Annotated in this window: 19 protein-coding genes; 2 read left to right on the top strand and 17 right to left on the bottom strand. The window is 47.9% G+C overall.

The features are described from left to right. Nucleotide 1: 1 nt before the first annotated feature. Genes KTG12_RS11100 through KTG12_RS11150 form a run of 11 tightly spaced genes read right to left on the bottom strand, consistent with a single transcriptional unit; the run spans nt 2 to nt 9,460 of the window. Nucleotides 2–805: a hypothetical protein gene (locus tag KTG12_RS11100; RefSeq protein WP_075965537.1), complete on the bottom strand. Its 804-nt coding sequence runs from the start codon at nt 803–805 to the stop codon at nt 2–4. 1 nt (nt 806) lies between these two features. Beyond that, on the bottom strand, nt 807–1,199 hold the full coding sequence (locus KTG12_RS11105) for a hypothetical protein (protein WP_075965538.1): 393 nt from the start codon (nt 1,197–1,199) through the stop codon (nt 807–809). A gap of 3 nt (nt 1,200–1,202) precedes the next feature. After that, complete coding sequence (locus KTG12_RS11110) at nt 1,203–3,002, bottom strand: hypothetical protein (RefSeq protein WP_075965539.1); 1,800 nt, start codon at nt 3,000–3,002, stop codon at nt 1,203–1,205. Between the two features lie 28 nt (nt 3,003–3,030). Next, nucleotides 3,031–3,660, bottom strand: coding sequence for a hypothetical protein (locus KTG12_RS11115; protein ID WP_139322578.1), 630 nt, complete (start codon nt 3,658–3,660; stop codon nt 3,031–3,033). Further along, nucleotides 3,657–4,295, bottom strand: a complete 639-nt coding sequence (locus tag KTG12_RS11120) for a hypothetical protein (RefSeq protein ID WP_075965541.1) — start codon at nt 4,293–4,295, stop codon at nt 3,657–3,659. Before KTG12_RS11120 ends, KTG12_RS11115 begins: the two co-directional genes overlap by 4 nt. A gap of 14 nt (nt 4,296–4,309) precedes the next feature. After that, a complete protein-coding gene (locus KTG12_RS11125; protein WP_227226202.1) occupies nt 4,310–4,549 on the bottom strand; it encodes a PH domain-containing protein in 240 nt (79 codons plus the stop codon). A gap of 6 nt (nt 4,550–4,555) precedes the next feature. Beyond that, complete coding sequence (locus KTG12_RS11130; RefSeq protein WP_216945442.1) at nt 4,556–4,861, bottom strand: hypothetical protein; 306 nt, start codon at nt 4,859–4,861, stop codon at nt 4,556–4,558. Between the two features lie 3 nt (nt 4,862–4,864). Continuing rightward, complete coding sequence (locus tag KTG12_RS11135) at nt 4,865–6,103, bottom strand: toprim domain-containing protein (RefSeq protein ID WP_075965543.1); 1,239 nt, start codon at nt 6,101–6,103, stop codon at nt 4,865–4,867. Between the two features lie 10 nt (nt 6,104–6,113). Further along, nucleotides 6,114–7,604, bottom strand: a complete 1,491-nt coding sequence (locus KTG12_RS11140; RefSeq protein WP_075965544.1) for a toprim domain-containing protein — start codon at nt 7,602–7,604, stop codon at nt 6,114–6,116. Nucleotides 7,605–7,640: 36 nt separating this feature from the next. Beyond that, nucleotides 7,641–8,639, bottom strand: coding sequence for a hypothetical protein (locus KTG12_RS11145; protein ID WP_075965545.1), 999 nt, complete (start codon nt 8,637–8,639; stop codon nt 7,641–7,643). 5 nt (nt 8,640–8,644) lie between these two features. Next, nucleotides 8,645–9,460, bottom strand: a complete 816-nt coding sequence (locus tag KTG12_RS11150; protein ID WP_075965546.1) for a DUF3945 domain-containing protein — start codon at nt 9,458–9,460, stop codon at nt 8,645–8,647. A 243-nt stretch (nt 9,461–9,703) separates the two neighbouring features. On the opposite strand from KTG12_RS11150, the gene KTG12_RS11155 reads away from it, so the two are divergent. Together KTG12_RS11155 and KTG12_RS11160 are read left to right on the top strand one after the other, a co-directional pair. Beyond that, nucleotides 9,704–10,828, top strand: a complete 1,125-nt coding sequence (locus KTG12_RS11155; protein WP_075965547.1) for a hypothetical protein — start codon at nt 9,704–9,706, stop codon at nt 10,826–10,828. 42 nt (nt 10,829–10,870) lie between these two features. Further along, nucleotides 10,871–12,184: a M23 family metallopeptidase gene (locus KTG12_RS11160; RefSeq protein ID WP_081415402.1), complete on the top strand. Its 1,314-nt coding sequence runs from the start codon at nt 10,871–10,873 to the stop codon at nt 12,182–12,184. Between the two features lie 123 nt (nt 12,185–12,307). On the opposite strand, the gene KTG12_RS11165 is transcribed toward KTG12_RS11160, so the two are convergent. From KTG12_RS11165 to KTG12_RS11190, 6 genes are read right to left on the bottom strand one after another with little or no spacing between them, the layout of a single operon-like run. Continuing rightward, nucleotides 12,308–13,678: a DNA-directed RNA polymerase subunit alpha C-terminal domain-containing protein gene (locus KTG12_RS11165; protein WP_122334176.1), complete on the bottom strand. Its 1,371-nt coding sequence runs from the start codon at nt 13,676–13,678 to the stop codon at nt 12,308–12,310. Nucleotides 13,679–13,680: 2 nt separating this feature from the next. Next, a complete protein-coding gene (locus tag KTG12_RS11170; RefSeq protein ID WP_075965550.1) occupies nt 13,681–14,010 on the bottom strand; it encodes a hypothetical protein in 330 nt (109 codons plus the stop codon). Between the two features lie 2 nt (nt 14,011–14,012). Next, nucleotides 14,013–14,702: a hypothetical protein gene (locus tag KTG12_RS11175; RefSeq protein WP_075965551.1), complete on the bottom strand. Its 690-nt coding sequence runs from the start codon at nt 14,700–14,702 to the stop codon at nt 14,013–14,015. 52 nt (nt 14,703–14,754) lie between these two features. Next, the gene (locus KTG12_RS11180; RefSeq protein WP_075965552.1) at nt 14,755–15,102 is read right to left on the bottom strand and encodes a hypothetical protein; all 348 of its coding nucleotides are present in this window, start codon (nt 15,100–15,102) and stop codon (nt 14,755–14,757) included. Then, nucleotides 15,092–16,597, bottom strand: a complete 1,506-nt coding sequence (locus KTG12_RS11185; protein ID WP_075965553.1) for an ArdC-like ssDNA-binding domain-containing protein — start codon at nt 16,595–16,597, stop codon at nt 15,092–15,094. Before KTG12_RS11185 ends, KTG12_RS11180 begins: the two co-directional genes overlap by 11 nt. Before the next feature lie 26 nt (nt 16,598–16,623). Continuing rightward, nucleotides 16,624–18,903 carry a DEAD/DEAH box helicase gene (locus tag KTG12_RS11190; protein WP_075965554.1) on the bottom strand — a complete coding sequence of 760 codons (2,280 nt, stop codon included), beginning with the start codon at nt 18,901–18,903 and terminating at the stop codon, nt 16,624–16,626. Nucleotides 18,904–19,042: the final 139 nt, after the last annotated feature.

Genomic DNA, 19,042 nt, shown 5'->3' on the forward strand with positions numbered 1-19,042 from the left:
GTCAAAGTTTTACTGATGAATTTCTCTGTTGTGTCTGGATGGTGTCTGCCGGTACCAATGTTTTCCCGGTCTGCAGGGAATCACGGGTAGCCGCAATCTCCGCTTTCAGATCCACGCTGTCATTCCTGACCTCGTTGACTATGCCGTGCTTCTCGTTCCCAATTTCCGGGCGTGTCTGCCAGGCTTTTTCCACTTCCTTTGCGGACTGATCCCTTACTTCATTCTCTTTCACTTCTGGCTTCTTCTGATCCCCAGGTACCTTGCGGACACCGACATAGTCTTCACCGTAATACCTTTCTCCTTCATTGGATCCCATGAAGTAATTGGACACCTTGCTGCCCAATGCTCCGCCGAGGACGGTTGTCAGGAGCGCTTTCCCCGGTCCCAACTTGCTGGATAGTACCATGGACACCAACAGTGGAATTGCCGTGCTCAGGAATCTTCCGCTAAGAAAAGACTCTCTGCCTTTGATTGTATCTACCAGATTGCCGCCCATGGTGCGAATTTCCTGTCCCATGATTCCGGCTCCCAAGCCGAATCCGAGCGAGCCCAGCAAACCGTTACCAAGCAGCAGACTAAGTCCAAAGGCAACGATGCCCATCAACATGGACTGTCCCAATGCTTTACCGGGTTTCACAGAAGCATCGACGGCATTGTTCTTTACTGTCAGATTACCCACCACCCCCATGGGATAGTCCACCACTTTCCCAAGACCGTTCATCACAGTATTGACCGTCTCATTGCTTGAAAAACGTTCTTTGATATCTTCAGCAGGTCTATTTTCAACAATGTTCTTTTCTGCCATATTAATTTTGTATTAAATCCTTTTTTCTATATTTCCTCAATGGCTTGAAACTGACAACGCAGCATCCCTTGACTTTCCGAACTGAAACCACCCTACCGACGAAACCGGAAGGGAAAAAAGTATTGGGCTTTCTTAATTGGTATACTTGGTTGACCTCCGGAATATCTTTTCTGGGGATAGCCTCGTGCAGGCGGGCACGCATCCCCTTCATGGGTCCCAACATATATGGTATCAGCTCCTCTGCGGCTTTTGTGTGCAGACAGTTTCCATATTTGCTTCCGGTCTCCAAGCCAACCGATGCTGAATCCGCAACTACCATTTGGGCGGCAAGGCTGATTGTTCCCATAGCGGAGAGCAAACAGCCCAACAATAATCCCTTTCGCCAGTTCTTCATTTATCAATTCTCCTTTTCCTGGCCGTTCATCAGTGACTTCAGCCGGTTTATACCTTCGCTGCACTCACCGATGCGATCGGACAAGTCATTAATCTCTTTCTGGATACGCCTTTCAGTACGTTTCTTCTCTTTCAGTTCAACCTCCATGCTATCACGGTCCTGTGACAGTTTCCTGCATTCGATGCCTACCCCCAACCGTTGCAGGGAAGATTCCAGTTCCGTTTTCTGTAGCAGCTTGCCCAAAGACATGTCATGATGTATGGGTAACTGGCCATACACTTGGGAAGAGAACACTGTCTGACAACGGGACAGCAGATGGACGGGTAACCTGTCCACATACTCTACCAGCAAAGCGGCCATTTTCTCAGACAGCTCCGTATCTGCAGGTTTGGAGGACATAATCTCTATGATCTCCGAATCAATCTGTGGGTTGTCACCCGCACCGTCATACAGATGGCTTGTATAGAATGAAGCTGCCGATTCCAGCACCTTGCCAAACCCTGTCAGAATATCCTGTTCCGATTTGGCGTGTAAAGTTCGGCCCAGTTCCAGTGCCACCTGTTTGGCGCTACTCAGATACTGTTCCACTTCCGGTATCTCCCGTTCGGCCATCAGCCGTGTTTCCTGGGTTTCATCCGGGTGTACCGCCACCTCTTTCAACCATTCCAGCGAACTCTCTATTACCAGGCAGGTAGCATCGATGAGCATCTGGTCCAACGGCTCTATTTTCCTTCCCTGTACCTGGGAAAGGTCTAGTCCGAATGACTCATGGAAAAACGGCGTCTCCATGATGACATCCCCCATGATCCCGCTACGGGACAAAGTCTCTGCCGTCGTACCCGTCCGCATGAGGTACTGCAGTTGTGCACGTGTCAGTGCCGGGATATAGGCGAAGTTCTGCAACTCGCGTGCTACCATCTCCGCATCCGACATACGCGCAATGCACGCGGAAAACCATTCACGGTCAATGTTATGGTCTTCCCAGTTCCTTGTTATCTCAAAGCGTCGGATGAATAAGGTCAGCTCAAGTATCTTCTTCCTTTTCTCGGGGTCACCCTCCCCTTTTCGTCCGGAAGCGTAGTCGAACTTGTCCAGCTCAGCTTTCAGATAATGAAGTCCATTGCGCTCTGCCACTGGGGTGTAGATTAGTGACTCGTAACTGTCAAAGTCCAGGGTGTTCTGCACATATTCAGATGATTTGAGCAATTCTTCCAGCACAGAGAACACCCGCAATCCGCATGGAGAGTCATTCAGTATGCCGATTTGTTCTTGGGTTATCTCAGGTACATCCGTATATCGTGCGACCAGGTCATACAACAGCTCGTAGTTCTCTGAATCATTACGGACTGTACGCTTGAACAGCTCCATGTCCTGATCCATCTGAAGGTTGGCGACATACTCAGTATAGGTGTCATAATTCTCTGGATTCTTGCGAAGCTCGGTGGGCAGAATCCCCTTTTCCAGGGCAAAGGCGCACTCAAGAATTCCCAGCTGATAGCTAGGAACCGTCCTGCTGACAAACTCGATATAATGATTGTTGTTCTCGCCCTGCAGATACGGAATGCTTTCCAGATTGTCAAATCTGAATGCGTACACCCGTTCGTTGGGGATGTTGCTGATGTCTTTGAAGCACCGTTCTACCTGTTCTTTGACAAACTGATTCCAGTCTGCCCAGACCGGGGCATCCTGTGCCACCCTTCGCACCGCCGTTATCCTGCTGTTGTCAAGGTCGTAAGAAAGGAACAGCCAAGCAGGATTGCGGCTTCCTTTCATTTTATCCAATATGTTGCCCAATTTCATCATCTTTATAATAACGCTGTTCTGTAAAGAGTTAAAATCCAGATATATGTTCTTCCATAATTTGCTCCCTCGCATGAGGAATGGAGCGAAACATCTCACGTACCAGCTTGGCCACCTTTTCGAGTTGGTCTTCTGCCAATATTGCCAAGTGGTTCCGTTCGTCGTTACGCATCATGTTCTCGCTCCCCCTCTTGTTGATGGCTTGGTTATACTTGGCGAAAGCATCGTCCAGATCCTCAGTCAAGCGTTTATGAACAATGGCCAGCTTGCTTGTCTTCGGATAGCTCGCTATCAGTCTGCCGATAGTGTTCAGGTTCATCCGTACCGTATCCATACGTCCTAAGAAATGTTCCTGCCAGGGAATATTATCAGAGAAAAAATCGTCGATATTCAGCAACGTGTTCATCTTCTCCGTTTCCCGTTTCACCATCATCGTTGAGAAATAGGAGATATGCGTCTGTAGCTGTAAGATTCGTGACTGGTTCTCCCTAAGCATATTGAATCCGGCTTCGTGAATACTGTTCCCTTCATACATGGTTTTGGTATTGACAGGATCCACCATCACAATCACCACCTGGGAAGCCGCTTCCAGTGTGAAAAGCGAGAGCAGGAATACCATCAGCATACCTCTCGTTGATCTGTTATGAATAGACATTCTCATTGTTTATGATATTTCTTTTTGGCCAATTCTTCCATTCTCTCGGGATCCAGCGTGATCATCTTGCCCACATTCACGATATTCTGTCCCTCCTTGGCGATTTCCGCAATCATCTCCTCGGCCTTGAACAGCAGTGCATTCCGGTCCGCATTGCTCATCTGGTTATCCTCTCCCTCGATGACCGTCGCCTGTTTGAACACCCGTTCGGCGTCGTTCACTTCCGCTATCAGTTCGATAAGCCTGTCCCTGAAGAAAAAGGAGGCTTGCGGGTTCGCCTCGATGACAGAAAACCCCATCTGAAGGTTCCGCTTTACGGTACCTAGTGTCTCGTTGAAACGCTTGATTCGCAATTCATCCGTATAAAAGGCGTATGCGGTTGTCAGGGCGTTATACTGTTCCCTCTTGAGCCGTTCCAGCTTTTTCATCTCTTCGGAAGCGGTCGTATATAAAGCAGCTGTCGCTGTAGCTGACTTATTTATCTCGGTTATCAATTTTTTGGTGGTTGATATATAATCCTTCTCACCGGCCTTGTGAGTCGGGTCAATATAGATTACAAACTGTCCCATTGCCGTTACCGGCAGCAGACAGAAGAAAAGCAGCAGCGGCCCCAACCATCGTATATTGTCAGCAGTTTTCATATCCTATTTGTCTATCAGTTATGGTTTCCAATTTCGTAAATCCGTTTGAGCTGGCGCTGGCGTTCGACGCGGGTCCGAAGTTCAATCTGCAATTCCCTTAAGTTCGGGATGCCATAGATATGCATGACTGGAGAGGTTGCGTCCGTCGATACCACATAGAACGAACATATTCCCAGCGCACGCTCCACCACAGACTCCTTTACCATGTAGTCCGTCACGCGGTACAGTTCCAGATAATCTGTCCTTCGGGCGATAACCCCTCATTTGAAGCGGATTTGGTCGGGAGTCAGTGTCCAGCTCGTGCATATCAGCGACAACACAGACCAGAATACTGCAAGCGCCGTCAATACCATGATACCCACCAGCACCTGTAACGCCCAATGGTATCCGGGCGGCAGATAAAATGAAAGGAAGAAAGCCCCCAGGTACACAACCACGGGTATGAATGCCGAAACGACCAAATATCTCATTTTCGGCTTTATGTGTATATCCATCACCTGCTCTTGTTTGGAGAGGCAATCATTTGCAGGGTACTCCCTGTCAGAACCGTATTCTCTCATAGTCATCTATCAAACATTGTTATAATCACGTCCTCTGCCCCGGTAAAGGATATATTCTTTTTTCGGGGTCTTCCTATATTTCAGGCAGTCGTTCCAATCCTTGAACCAGACCGTTTCCGTCAGTCCGTCCGCATCCAGTGATTTGTCAGTGAATCGAGGCTTTTTGACTAGGATATTCTGTCTGAGTCCGGCTGCATTCTTAAATGCGGTAAAGGTCAGCTTGTCGCGGGGGATTGCAAACTTGCGCCCGTTACAGATGAACTCCACCAAATCCTCACGCACCGAACGCTGTAAGGTTACATTCCACAGACAGCATGCCGTGGATATGTCATAGCGTACACCGCTCTCGTCATTGTCATAGCAGCATACCAGTCTGGCCATTTCAAAGTAATTGTGTATCGCACTGATTTGGGCTCGCGACACGCTGCCTCCGGTAGATACGAACGCCACGTGCGGCAATCTGCTTAACAGGATTGAACTATTCAGCTCATAAAAACTCATGGCATCTATGGCCGACTCAAAGAGATATACGAACTCGATGTCCCACGGCTCCCTATTGAAAGACACCACCCAGCACGCATCCACCTTGTTTCCTCCAGCACTGTGTCCCTTATACCTGTAATTCCGCACCTCGAAGTTGCATATGTCGGTGTTTCCCGGCACCCTGTAAGGAAATGACGTATTGTAATACCGTTTCCCGTCAGCTATATACGCTACGGAGTTAATGAACGGGCTGAACAGGTCCACCGTTGACGGGGAGAGTTTGCGCCCGGTAATCAGAAAATCCCGGCATTTCTCATTCAGCGGGCATATCTCGTAGTCCGACAACCGGAATTCCGAATCCGTCCTGTTAGCGGAAAAAGAACCGTTTACGGACTTCAGAGGTTCCGAGAACTGGATACCCGACAATGCTTCGAGGACAGCCTTGATCCCCTCCATGTCATAATTACCCCTGGAGGAATTTCCGGTCAGCCCCAACACCTCACGGAAATCAGCCATGTGATTGTTGATGAAAGATATCAGATCCCCCTTGTCCCGGCTGTCCTCGTTCCGGTTGAAGTAGTAGTTGGTGCCAGGATTTCTGTGGTTGACAATCACAATCTGGTCACCCCATCTGCCGTGCCCGTCGTGGATACCCATAGTAACCGAGCGTCCCTGTCCCTTGTCGGCACGAAGCACATAACCAATATACTCGGCTGCCCGTGTAATTGGAATCCTTAACTTGTAACTGTCAAACATTGCACCCATATCTCACTCTTTAGATTTTTCTGCCACTCTTGTTCTGTATACGCTCGTTTGCCTTGGCGATCTGAGCGTCACGCTGTGCCTGTTCGACCGCCTCCTTCTCCTGTTGGTGCTGCTTGATGACACCAATCTTCTCAACAGAGCGTTGCAAACCCGCCCGACGTTGCTGTTTGTCGGCAATGGCCCGGTCGTTCCAGTCCTTGACAGCCACAGACACCTGCTGGTCATTTACCACTTTGATGTAGTTGCCACGAATCGGTTTTTCGCGATCTATCATGATACGGTAATCCCGGAACGAATTGGCCAGTTTGGGCAGGGTCAGCTCATCCAGTCCGAGATTTACGGTCTGTCCGTTGAACTTAACCTCGTGACCCACCAAGTTACTTCTGTACATCAGTGTGGAACCGTCCTTCCTGAAGTAAGAACTCCATCCGGCATCTTTCAAGTCCTGTATTTCCTTCTTACCTTCTTCAGTACAAACCTTTTCTGCCGTAAACAGCTTTTCTTCACGCTTGTTGACATTGCTAATCTGTATAGTCTGGTTGCTCCAGATGTTATTCAGGATTATATCATGCTTGTGTCCGGCCCTGTCCAAATCGAACTCTGCGATAACCTGTGCTTGCGGGCAAGCCTTTTTCAATGACACAACCTGTCCGATTTTAGGGCCGCCGGCGCATGACACCAGCAAATCCGTATCGAGATTAATCTTCCTTGGGGTCCCGGTCTCTGCCGCCTTCATGCGGTCAACGCTCACGTATGAGATAGCGTCTATCGCCGACTCGAAGAAGAAAATGCGCTTGACATCCTGAAGATTCGCACGGGTTGCTGACCACATGCCCATGGATACATCGGAACCCGGGGCGGTACGTTTGTATCCCACATTCTTGATCTCGAATCCGCAGGGAGTATCCTCACCCACCCTATATAGCGGGAATCCGATGTTCACGATATCCTTTCCATTATGAGTGCCGTACTTGGTGTCCTTGATTGTATTGAAGAATCCGCACATCTCGGCCAGTGTATCCCGGTCGATGCACCGTATGTATTGCAGATAGGATTTCAGGGATACGTTTGAGGTCGGTCCGAACGGTTTGGTTTCCCATCTTTCCGGAGTAAAGGGGATGTATGCCCTTGTCTCTTCCTGGAAGTTCGATGCCGCATGCCGTTCCACAAACATGTTCTGGACTGAACCGTAGTAGTCCTGCCATTCTTTGTAGAACGAGGTCCAGTTATGGGAGTAGTTGCTGAAACGGTCCATGAACTCGATGGACATGGCCACCACATCCCCGCATTTACCGGAGCGTAAGTTCTTATATTTCTGTCCGTTATCGTAAATCAGAATTTTCTCACCACCGCCTGCCGCTCCGATACGCATACAGACAGAACGCTGGCTGCACTCCATCGGGTCCTTTTTGAACCCTATCTTAGTGGCCACATCATATAGCGAAGGCAGTCTGCCATTGCAGATTTCCTCGATTTTCTCACGTACTGATTTCTTCTCCATAGTTATTCCGTTTATTTGGTTCCGTTTATATTATAATCAGATGCTGACCTCCATACTGACAGGTCCTCCCAAAGGGGAAAGGCAGTCTTCCTGTGCCAGCGCATGACAAAAGTCCTTTCTGTTCTTGAACTGCTGTTCGTCCTCACCCGTATGCGCATATTGTGATACGATGAAATAGCGTACAGAAGGCCATAAGGTTGTCAGATCCCTGTAGGAAAGAGACATCAACATATTCCGTTTGGTGTCTCCTATCAGGTATGACTTCTCGTTGACCGCAAAGGGTATTTTTCGAGCGACCATGTATCGTTCGTTCTTGGCAACGGCATCAACACCTAAGTTATCATAGACACCAATCTTGCTTAGGTGTGCCACTCCTTCCGATATCGGCTTGCAGGCGATCTTCATTTGCGCCAACTGCTTGTTGTTATTTTCCGATTGCGGCACTACTGTCAAGCTCAATCTTCCCCGTCCGGCCAACAGATCGATCCGTTCCGACGTTTCCAGCTTTATCTTGCCTTCAAACATTTTGTCAAACACTTTCAGCAGCAGGGTGTCAACGGGCATCTGCTCCGCATAAATACGTTCGGCTTCACGTATTTCGTCAACTGTTCTGAGCACCTTCTCCGTGTCACTCCGGACGCTCTCGGACAAATTGCCCTGTATGACCAGCTCCCTGCAGTAGTATTCCAGATAAAGCAGATACAGCTTGTCCAGTGGGATCAGTGTGGCAAACTTCCTTTCCAAGACAGCTCCAATCCCTTTCTTGCGCAGTTCGTTTCCCGCATTGGTGTTCAAGAGACATTCCATAAACTCTTCAGGCTTGTAGACAATCATCAATTTGAAAAGCCTCTCCACATGGGAAAGCATAAGGTTTGCCTGCTGCATCGTGACTGAGGGGGAATTCTTGTATTTGGAAATATAATACAACAACCGTCCGCTTAGCTGCTCATGCGTATTCTCCTGGTTCTCCGTTCCGATAGAATCCAGCAGTCCCTTAAAGTGAAACAAATCTATTTGAATATCCAGTAGTTCCATAATTATCAGCGTTTAAGTCCACCACGATGTCCTTCACTTTGTTGTGACTGTCCTTGCGATGGAGCGGATGCCTGTTCCGCAGCCACATTCTTCCCGGCCTGGCTTCCTTTGCCTTTGGACTTGCTTGTGGCCGGTTTCGTGCTCTTTCCCCCACCGAGAACAGAGCTCATGCCCCTCGTTTCCTGAGATTGTCCGATAGAGCCGGCAGAGCGTAACAACCGGTCTTTATTTTCCGCTATCTTAAGCATATTGTGGCTGACAAGGTCAATTTGGATATCAAAAGGCACATTGTCCTTATTCGTAATGGTCATTTTTGCCCCTGAAGTAAGTTCGGCCTTCATCTCGTGGGTGATTTCCTGGCCGCCGATACGGTTAGGGATGTCAATCGTGTAACGAGGGCAAGCCACTTGCGCGTTGGTGCCGGGAATCAGCTGAATCAGGCACTCAACCGGTTGGCCGGTTTGTTCCAAATCAGCCATTTTGATTATCTTCTCACCTTTGTACAGCAGTTCTATCTCACGGGCATCCAAATTGAACTCATTCACGAACTCTTCCTGGTCACGGACCGGATGGACTCTGAAGCAATATCTTCCGTTTTTTGCATACAAACTGAATCTCGCATATCGGAATCCCAAGTTGTAGTCTCCCAAATCAACCTGTGGGGTCAGACAACTCCGTCCGTTGGTCAATGTCGTTAATGCATCAATGATATCTTCTGAATCCGGCGCATTCAGAAAAGCTGATGGTGGAACACCCATTTTGCGCTCAATATCCTCAAAAGGTATTTGGTTAATGTTTATGGTCTCAATCAATTTATCCATAGTCTAATGTTCTGGTTTATAACTATTGCAAATATATAATTTTAGCCCGGTAAATCGTTTTCCCTGCCAAATTAAGAAAAGCCAATAAGGGATTATTAACTTATAAAGACATTATTTTAATATACATTTATAATTAGAGGCTAATAATAAAAACAGATCATTGAAACCGTCGGAAGAAATCGGTCGATAAAATCCGTATCTCCCTGAAAAGCATTATCTTTGCAAAGAATTAAACGACCCATTATGAAACTGAAACTTATCATTTATTCCATTTGTCTCCTTCATATCCTGACCGGCTGCAATGAACCAGTTCGGATTGATCCGGTCCAAAAAGAGCAGGAAGTCCTTGCTGCCAGCAATCCGTCAGAGTATGAGGAAGACGGCGAGACAATCAAGGATTATTACCGTTCAGACAGAACCCCTCTGATCGAATGGGTACAGCAGGACACGGCTACCCTCTCCTATCCCTTCACATCCTCTATCCAAAATGAGTATGTGACCATCGCCACCTCTGCGGACGGCAATCTACGGGTCTATACCTGGGACACCGGGGATGGCGGCACCATGATTTGTTGGGGGAACATCATCCAATACCGTTCCGGCAAGAAGGTGAAGGCCGAGCACAAATCCCTTTATGCTGTCCTTCATCCCAATGAATCCGGTGATTCGGAAATGGATTTTGGCAGCCATATTGACACTATAAAAACCCTCTATACCGACAATGGCCAGGCCATTTATCTGGTGGATGAATATTTCCGGGAAAGCGGTAACTTGGCATATACGGGAGTGATGGCCCTGAACATTCAGAACGGCAAACTCAAAGAATACCCGTGCTTCAATAAGGATGGCGATAAGATTGCCTCCATAGGAACCGAGCATACCATATCCGACTGGTACTTCAGCACGAATCTGGGAGAAGGTTGGGACTGGCTGAACCGCTATGATACCGCCAACCAAGATTTATATATGCCTGTTACCAATGACATGCAGAGTTTCACGGATCAATATCAGGTCTGGCATTTTGACGGAAAGCAATTCACATTGTGCGGGCAGAGTGGTCCCTTTTGGATTTATCCCGGACTGCGGGAATTTGACGAACTGTGCCTGTTGTTCGAGACCAAGCACTATCGGGTCCGCATAGACAAGATGAAGGACAGCATGTTCAGATATGCATCTTGGGAAAGAGGCGTTCCAATGTCCGAGAAACCCGAATTGATTCTTAAAGGTGGGAAATTGGCTAACGGTAGCTATGTGTTTGAGAATGGAAGGTATAAGTACATCATCCATTGTGATAAAACGAAGAACGTGCTGGAAGTTCGGGAGAACGGGAAAGTCATCCTGAAAGAAACCCAGCTGAGCAAGTATTAAGATTAGGACTTTCTTGCCTTGTACCAAAACTTTCAATACCCTATGAGAAAAATATTACTAGCCGAATTATTCTGTATGCTTGCCATCACGGTCCAAGCACAGTTTGTAACGATTATGGGAGAAACCGAAACGGTAGTCAATGATACCGTCAGCACAGATTTCAATCCCACTGATCAGTATGATTTTGATGAAGAAGATGATGATGAAGACGATACTGTCAAAAAAAAACGGCGCAAAGGCATCGGCCGGCTATTCGACCGGATTGGCAAATGGATAGGTCTGAAAAAAGACGAAGCAGTGAAAGATACCGTCCCAATCGATCCTACTCAATTTTCCTACGATAAAGTCGAGGGGAACGGATCGTTTATCTTTACGGAAGCTGACGAACGAAAGTATCTGGACTCCATCAAATACGAACTGATTAAGCGAAGGTATCAGGTCCTCAAGCGTAAGTCGATGGTCAGCATGCCAATGGACCAGCTGAAGGCGACCTCCTACTTCGGTTACCGTAAAGATCCGTTCACCAAAGCCATGAAGTTCCACAACGGAATAGACTTTGCCGCCCATGACAATTTCGTCTACGCTGTCCTTCCCGGGCTCGTGGTCTATGCGGGTTATCGTGGCGGTTACGGTTATTGTGTCGAGCTGAAACATGGTGACATCCATACCTTGTACGCCCACTTGAGCTATATCCTCGTCAAGCGTAACCAGCCTGTCCCAGCCGGGGAGCCTATCGGCATATCCGGCACTACCGGACGTTCCACCGGCGAGCACCTGCACTTCAGTATCATGAACAAAGGCAAATACATTGACCCGGTACCGATGCTGGATTACCTCTCCAGTATCCTGGCAGAAGAGCAACCCACGGATGAAGAGTTCTTCCTGCCCAGCTATCAGGAATTGAAGGATGGAGGATCAGATAAAGAAAAACCAGTGGTGAAGGATATGGTGAATACCCCAAAGGAAGCCACCATGTCACAGGATACAGTTCCATCCAAGCGTACTTCCGGCATGATGCTAGTCGCTGAAGACGAAAAGGAGAACACAGAGGGGGAAATACACATCCAAGGACAGAACGTACAGTCCGGAAATTCTGGCCGTGGTAATGATGGAGACCCCAGAATCCACTATATCGATAAGAAGAAAGAGGAAACGGATCTGAACCCAGTTCCGGAGACAGGAGGAATCATCCATTATTCAGGGAAAGCGCAACAAAGTGTAACCATGACAAAACCGTCAAAGACAGGCGAGTCAGATAAGACGGATGAGATACCCCAAGTACCCAAGCCCAAGAGCGGCATCATCCTCCCAGTCGGGGACAGTGTGGTCAGTGTCAAACCACTTACCCGAAATTAATAACCCGGAACCGTCCATCTGGGCAGTCCGGGAAGTCTTTGCAAGGCTGGTTTTGGTATGAAATAAATGTGTGGAAAACCTTGACCGGGTGACACCCCTCCTACTTCATAGTTAAAGATATCCTTATTTGCGTTTATTCGAGTTCGGGGTTTGTACTTCTGTGGTACCCGTCTGTCTGAAATTCCCCAGTTCCGGGAAGCAGATATGGAGTATGCTTGTCTCCACAACATCCGGATGAATGAACAGATCCACTTTAGAGAGATCCAGTTCCGACCGGCAGTTCTTGGTCCAGACATTCCCCTCACTGTCCATACTTACAATCCATTCGCCCAAGCAGTCACGTTCCTGTTCCGACAACTTGTGTGCCAGCCATTCGACATACTGCATGTATATCGGGTCAGATAGCATCTTCAGGTTGAACTGTTCCTTAAACTCCATCACCTCATGAACGGTCTTTTTGCCGGAGTTTTGCGCATGATGCAGTGTTGTTTCGTCCAACTTGCTTAATCCGAATATATCCTGTACGCCCAGATGGGTAAGCACATTGTATGTTCGGGTAGAGAAACCCATTTCGGATATAGGAGTCGAGTACAACCGGCAGATATCCTTAATCCATTCCCACTTTTTCTTGTCTGGCTTTACATTGAACAGATTCCCCGCTAAAGTCAGTTTGGCTTCTGCCCGCAGTCTGACCAATTCGTGCTCCATCCGTATGTTACGTGCCCGTTCTTCCAGAATAGAGCTATGGACAACCATTATTTGTGAGATCTGATAGCAGAGTGCATTCACCTGCTCGACCAGAATCTGCCTGATGCGTTCCGGAGAAAGGTTCCAGTTTGCCGCCAACTCTGCATTCTCCTTGCCTTCGATATAATCCAACAGAATCCGGTTGTTACGTTCGTCTTTGGCATGAGCATTTGCCAATTCACCGATTTGACGAAGAGCCGGCAATAACAGTGACATCCTGTTATACTCACATCTGAGTCCTACAACCTTTTCATGAAAAACCGCCAAATCCTCTTTATACCGCTTTTTCGTCTCAGAAAACCGGAATAGGGAATTGATATCACTCAAGCGCACCAGTTTGATTTTTCCAGCCGCCTTGAACGATATGGCATGTTGTGTAAACAGATAATCGAGACATCTCGGTTGAAGATTGAGCAGGTATTCGACCAGTGGTAACGGGCAGTATCCTCCTGAGCTGAACAGACAGTACAACTGTTTGGATAGGTCCATGGGACAGTCCGTCATGTCCGAACCGTCCATGGACATCAACACTCCGGGTATATCCGGAGCTCCCGTATATCTGACCCGCCCTCCGGCATTCATCCAGTACTGGAAATAGAAGGCCACCGCTTCGGCTTCTTCCGAGTTGTCGAACTCAAAGTTCAGCCTTTTGCAGAAATAATCAGCCGGTCTGTATAGAACGGTATATTTGGCTACAGCTTCAGACCTGTCCGAGCGTACCACCATAAAATCCAACAGTTCAGCCATAGCTATTCATTTGCGATAATGGAATGATAAGTATCCGCATCAATTATCTGGGACAATAGGCAATAGCGTGCCAGAGATTTCGGATTTCCGTCTTTCAGTTTGGATTCGTTCTCGTCCAGCAGGACATATTGGCCCAGCTCGCATCCGATATGATATCCGGTTTCACGCAAAGCCTGTCTCAACTTACGCAGGATAAGGATCATATCGTCACTGTCATCATCGTCAGCCTTGTCTGCATCCTGGGTGACAGGGTAGAAAAAACTTATCGGGTAGCCTTCGTATGGATTTCTGATTCTGTGTTTAGGCACATCTGTTTTTACTTTATTTGCCATAGTTATATCTTATAAGGTTTTGTACTAAACTTTACTATATGCAATTTCAGATCCGGGTACATTCCATTGAGCCTTTTCAAAAGTAATTTCGAGCGAGGTTTGGAAAGTCGTGCCGCCTTATTCCTCCGGTTAGTCCAATGGACAGTTCCACCATTGACATCCCGCAAATAGCTCCCCTCCTCCGTCTCAATCAGAAACCGGCGTACATCCGTCAGCGAGAACGATGCGGGATCATTGATTTTACGAAGGAAACAGTAATAGCTGTCACCATGACGGATAGCATCAGCTTCCAGATTCATCAGTTGGGCAGAATTGTTAATAGGAATAAGCGTGAAACCGCATGGGGGGACACACTCGGGAGAGTTACGGTAAATGAGACAGAACACCAGTTCTGCATTTCGTGTGGGCAAGTCATTCAGTTGATAACGGCTGTCAAGAGCTAATTGTAGACACTCAGCGGTTTTAAGCAACCAAGGATCATCCTGTTGCTTAAGGAAACGGATTTTCAAGGCTATCTCATCCACAGAAAACTGGGCCAACCCAAATATTCCTGTTGGAGCTAGCAAATGACCTGCATCATCCTTCATAAAACGCTGCATGCCACCGTCACCAATAGAGACAGCCAATAATACGGACTCTCCCATGTCCACAAACAGTGGAACAAGGGGTTCCTTTTCGATTAATTTTTTCATATACTGTCGTTTTTACGTGTGTCGTCACGTTCTTTTTCGCAAATGTAACCAATTATCCATTAGATTTCAAAGATTCCCCCATTTTATTAGTATTTTCAAAGTTGAACCAAATCTGTGAGAGCCCCGTTAATGGATCCATCAGGGCCAAAAGCTTCTTCATCTGCAGGAATTCGTCCTTGGTAATTACAAGCGACATCCTATAGTAATAGATGTCCGTCTCCTGGAAACGGAACTTGCGCGACTTTACCGAGAAAGAGACAAACGCATTGCTCCGGGACAGCATCACTTTGTGAATGATGGCGTATCTCTCGAAGACATACAGCCTGATTCGTTGCGGTTCGTCAAATCTTGTCCGGCTACGCAGTTCCGCATCAGGGGAGCGTTTGGATCTACCTGCCATACTTCTTTGTTGTTTTCCTGGCAACTGCCGTGTTGGACTTTTTGTAGCCGCCGGATTTTGACTTACCCTTCTTCTCCGGTTCCGTCCGGCGCTTGTCGTTTATCTTGCTGAAATTCTCGGCCTGTCCAAGTTCCTTTTTCAGATCGATCTTTATCCCTTCAGCCATGACAACCTTGGCGGCTTGCCAGGCATCCTTCACGATGTCACTCAGTATCGTTTTTGATATGCCTGACTGCATGCGTTCCGCTTCGGTCATGGACACATACTTCTCACCCATCACCTTCAAAGGCTTTACCCCGTCACGGACCATTTCAAGGAAATTATGCGCCAGGGCATTATCAGGTATATGGTGGTACTTGTACACAGCTTTGAGAGACTTCCCTTTTTCCACTTCAGCGACATCCTTGATCAACTCTTGCAAGTTTCCTCTCCAACCCATTGACTGCAACATCAAACCGAAAGCCCTGAACTCCGGATTCTCGACCATACCGGTCTCAACCTTTATTCCCAGGTATTCGCCCCAATTCTGGAGATATGCCTTGTTCTCCGGAGCGAACGTGGCATCTATGCCGATTTGTGTCAGTACCATAGCCGAACCCAGTTCCGCTACCATTTCCTCACGTGCCCGTTCAGGCAGGTTACCGTAGTCATAGGTACGCATCTGCTCGCCTTGCTTTTTGAGCAATGCCTCGCGTTTTGCATCCGGGCAATTTTCGGAAGCCAACAGTTCCTGTTCTTCGGGAGTCAGCGGATGTTTAGGCAGCAGCGTGGTGGAATGAATCATCTCATGTACCAGTGTACGATAGAAAGACACATCCGATCGGAAATCCGCTTTGTCGGGCACCTTGATGATATTTGCCTTGGAGTTCCAGTAAGCCTTACCGATAGAGTCCGTCTTGATCGGACAAATCCACGTATTGTTTCGGATAGTCTCGTCCAGTCCGGCTATGGCTGTTTTCTGAACGTTGTCCCGTTCGCCGGTCAATTTGGAGAATCTGTCCAGCATCTTCTTGTAGAGTTTCGGGTTCTCGGCCTGGATAGTTGTCTGGTCCAGATTGAACACGGTATACCCCACCGTTTTGGCCACTTTATGATAATAAGCTTTTGTCTCGTCATCCATCTTTAGGTAATCATCTTCGGAAGCATATTTCATACCCTTCTTTTTGCCCTCGTCATCCGGCAGGTAATACGGGCAAAATTTGAGGATTGGTTCACCCTTCTCTCCCCTTTTCACTCTGAATCCTTCGTTTTGTGCACATGCGAAAGTCACATGGATGGGTGTAGAATACCCATTCGCCATATCCGAAAGGGCAAGGAAGAAGTTGTTCATACCTGAGTAGCGTGCACCGTCAAATCCCTGAGGATTAAAGTTCACGATACTTCTAAGCCAAGGTTCAGACCATTTTTCCTTTGCGGCAGACAAGGTCTTGGCCAGCAAATCTAGATACGCCTGTTCGATTTTCGCATCTGTTTTCTCTGTGTCATTGAATGCCATAATATTTGGTTTTAGTTAATGAATCCTTATTTATGGATACGCCGGGAAACCGTTTTCGTATTGTTCATGAACGCAGTTGCCGCACTCCGTTTTAGTGCCTCTATCTCCTCGCGTGACTTCACCCCGCCGAACTTACGCTCACCCCCGTTCACCTTGTATGACTCCCCTTCAGTTTTGGAAGCGACTACCTTGCGGAGCTTATTCTGGTCCTTCTCTTCCTGGGTCTTGACCACACGGGGCTGCCTTTTCACGACCTTACGGTTAGCCCGTTCCAACTCCTTCATCTGAGCCATCACCTCTTCGGGTGTATCCAGCTTGTAGGCTTGGGCTATCTTGTAGTTTACGGGAACCTTATATCCGACAAAGGCCACGCCCGCGTCAGACAGTTTCCGGTAAACGGCCAAATCCAGCTTGTTGGCCGACAACTGGAAAGCCAATCTTTTATAGTAAGCCTGATCCACGATGGACATGCTGCTGATGTCCTGATGGTGCAGCTTGAAGTTCTTTATGAAACGGTCCAATTCAATCTGTTCCTTCTTCTCTGGCGGCACATACTGATCAAACTTCAGCCGGTCTATCAGCCTGCGTTCTTCCGGAGACAGCGCATCCATCGCATATTTCTTTGTCTGGAGATAAAACCAGTTTTCGTCATTGCGGGACTGAGTGTTATATACGCGAATCCGTATCCGTCCGTTCTCCGTGTAGTTAGCCGCAATGCGCTCCAGTTTCTCGGCGAAACTCTCCTGCCTTTGTCTGGGTGCCACCTTCTCCTTCTGGTCACGCAACACCTTCAAGTAGTCATCCACCCGGAAAGACACCGGTTCAGGATCCACATACTCCTTCGTTCCCATGGAAAGCGAATCGATCTTCCGTGTCTGGCAGTCGTGCACATCCTGTGCCAGGTCAGACATATTTCGGGAATACATGTTATCCACCATATCGAACACCACGGTACAGTCATTGGAACCGGCAGACATGATACGTCCCAGCTGCTGGTAGAACACTGTCTTGCTGTCCGTCGGACGAAGGAAGAAGGCCGCCTGTACACCCGGAACGTGGACACCCTCGTTCAGCATGTCAATGCAGAAAATAATCTGTGCCCGCGAGCGTGTCTTCTTGCTCTTGAACTTCTCCAGCCCCTCCATGGTCTTCCTGTTGCCGGAGTGGTAGTAATCGTATCCTTTATAGCTGATTCCCGCCTTTTCCATAAGGTTGGCAATCAGCCGCTTGTTCTTTTTGAGCTGTGTGATGTCCGAACTGAACACCACCATTTTGCAATTTGTGGAAGGCAGCTTCTCGCGGATAATCTCATGGAGCGGCATATCCTTCTCCCATGAGTCAATCATCTGGTTGATCTTTGCTTCTTTGACATAATCCCCCTTCACCTCGCTGCTCTCAAGCAAATCCTTCCGCATCGCCTCGTAAGAAGAAGGCATACACACATAATCCGGAGTCCGCAGGATATGGCGTACAAGTGCATCAGAGATATCCATCCGTCCGGCCACCTTGTCAAACATCTCCATAGCCATGTCCCGTTTCCCTTTTACGGCATGAGAGTGCTCGCTGGTTGCCGTTGTGCCCAACACTTTCGCCGTCGGGTTGCCCGCAAGCAGTTCCTCTATGGCTGCTCCCCAGCGGGTAGCCCCGCCGTGATGGAACTCGTCTATGTAAATCCGGTCATATTTCAAGGAATCCAGCCTGTTCTCTGCCTGCATCAGTCCCAACATCTGGAATGTCATATAATCCACCTTTACCCCTTCGGGAATATGTCTGGCAATCTCTGCATGGATATTAGTACGCGGAGCAATTACCAGTTGTTGCTGTCCCGCATTATCCCGCACAGATGCCGCAATCAGCAAGGATTTACCGCTACCTGTAGCCTGGACCGCCGCAACTTTGTTGACCGTCTCGAAGGAAGAGCATATTTCCCTGTACATTTTCTCGTTGTGCGCATAGAGATCCAGGAATCCTGGTTTGTTCATTCTACGAAGGTAAGAAGCGTCAGACAGGGCCATATTATAATCTTCGAAAACCTTACAGCCATCCTCAAAGCCGGAGAGGTTGACCAACCGGTACTGATGACATCCGTTTTGAGCGCCCATGCGCTCAAATTCCATAAACATCTGCTGAACGGCCGCCCGATCAAGCGGTCGGGATTCATTGGCACAACGAACCATAACAGCCGGCGATTGACTGTCCGGAGAGAAGCGCAGATAAAGCATATCCTTATCCGTTGTTACCGTGTATCCCAGCTTACGGTAACTGTACATCAACAATTCTTTAAGTTCCTCCAAATTTTGGTTCATAGTTGCTCAGTTTTGGTTTGCGATTGTCCGCATTAATATTAATTTCAAAGATAGAAATTGCAATGCAAACAATTACTAATTTAAGGTTAATAATAACTAATCAAAAAGACCAAATATCAGATTTACAGGATATATCGCA

Source organism: Parabacteroides sp. MSK.9.14, from assembly GCF_019041495.1.
Classification (GTDB): domain Bacteria; phylum Bacteroidota; class Bacteroidia; order Bacteroidales; family Tannerellaceae; genus Parabacteroides; species Parabacteroides merdae.

Excerpts from the sequence above, each read along its gene's own strand:
- KTG12_RS11100 (WP_075965537.1), bottom strand. The coding sequence starts at position 805 with ATGGCAGAAAAGAACATTGTTGAAAATAGACCTGCTGAAGATATCAAA.
- KTG12_RS11105 (WP_075965538.1), bottom strand. The coding sequence starts at position 1,199 with ATGAAGAACTGGCGAAAGGGATTATTGTTGGGCTGTTTGCTCTCCGCT.
- KTG12_RS11110 (WP_075965539.1), bottom strand. The coding sequence starts at position 3,002 with ATGATGAAATTGGGCAACATATTGGATAAAATGAAAGGAAGCCGCAAT.
- KTG12_RS11115 (WP_139322578.1), bottom strand. The coding sequence starts at position 3,660 with ATGAGAATGTCTATTCATAACAGATCAACGAGAGGTATGCTGATGGTA.
- KTG12_RS11120 (WP_075965541.1), bottom strand. The coding sequence starts at position 4,295 with ATGAAAACTGCTGACAATATACGATGGTTGGGGCCGCTGCTGCTTTTC.
- KTG12_RS11130 (WP_216945442.1), bottom strand. The coding sequence starts at position 4,861 with ATGACTATGAGAGAATACGGTTCTGACAGGGAGTACCCTGCAAATGAT.
- KTG12_RS11135 (WP_075965543.1), bottom strand. The coding sequence starts at position 6,103 with ATGGGTGCAATGTTTGACAGTTACAAGTTAAGGATTCCAATTACACGG.
- KTG12_RS11140 (WP_075965544.1), bottom strand. The coding sequence starts at position 7,604 with ATGGAGAAGAAATCAGTACGTGAGAAAATCGAGGAAATCTGCAATGGC.
- KTG12_RS11145 (WP_075965545.1), bottom strand. The coding sequence starts at position 8,639 with ATGGAACTACTGGATATTCAAATAGATTTGTTTCACTTTAAGGGACTG.
- KTG12_RS11150 (WP_075965546.1), bottom strand. The coding sequence starts at position 9,460 with ATGGATAAATTGATTGAGACCATAAACATTAACCAAATACCTTTTGAG.
- KTG12_RS11155 (WP_075965547.1), top strand. The coding sequence starts at position 9,704 with ATGAAACTGAAACTTATCATTTATTCCATTTGTCTCCTTCATATCCTG.
- KTG12_RS11160 (WP_081415402.1), top strand. The coding sequence starts at position 10,871 with ATGAGAAAAATATTACTAGCCGAATTATTCTGTATGCTTGCCATCACG.
- KTG12_RS11165 (WP_122334176.1), bottom strand. The coding sequence starts at position 13,678 with ATGGCTGAACTGTTGGATTTTATGGTGGTACGCTCGGACAGGTCTGAA.
- KTG12_RS11170 (WP_075965550.1), bottom strand. The coding sequence starts at position 14,010 with ATGGCAAATAAAGTAAAAACAGATGTGCCTAAACACAGAATCAGAAAT.
- KTG12_RS11175 (WP_075965551.1), bottom strand. The coding sequence starts at position 14,702 with ATGAAAAAATTAATCGAAAAGGAACCCCTTGTTCCACTGTTTGTGGAC.
- KTG12_RS11180 (WP_075965552.1), bottom strand. The coding sequence starts at position 15,102 with ATGGCAGGTAGATCCAAACGCTCCCCTGATGCGGAACTGCGTAGCCGG.
- KTG12_RS11185 (WP_075965553.1), bottom strand. The coding sequence starts at position 16,597 with ATGGCATTCAATGACACAGAGAAAACAGATGCGAAAATCGAACAGGCG.
- KTG12_RS11190 (WP_075965554.1), bottom strand. The coding sequence starts at position 18,903 with ATGAACCAAAATTTGGAGGAACTTAAAGAATTGTTGATGTACAGTTAC.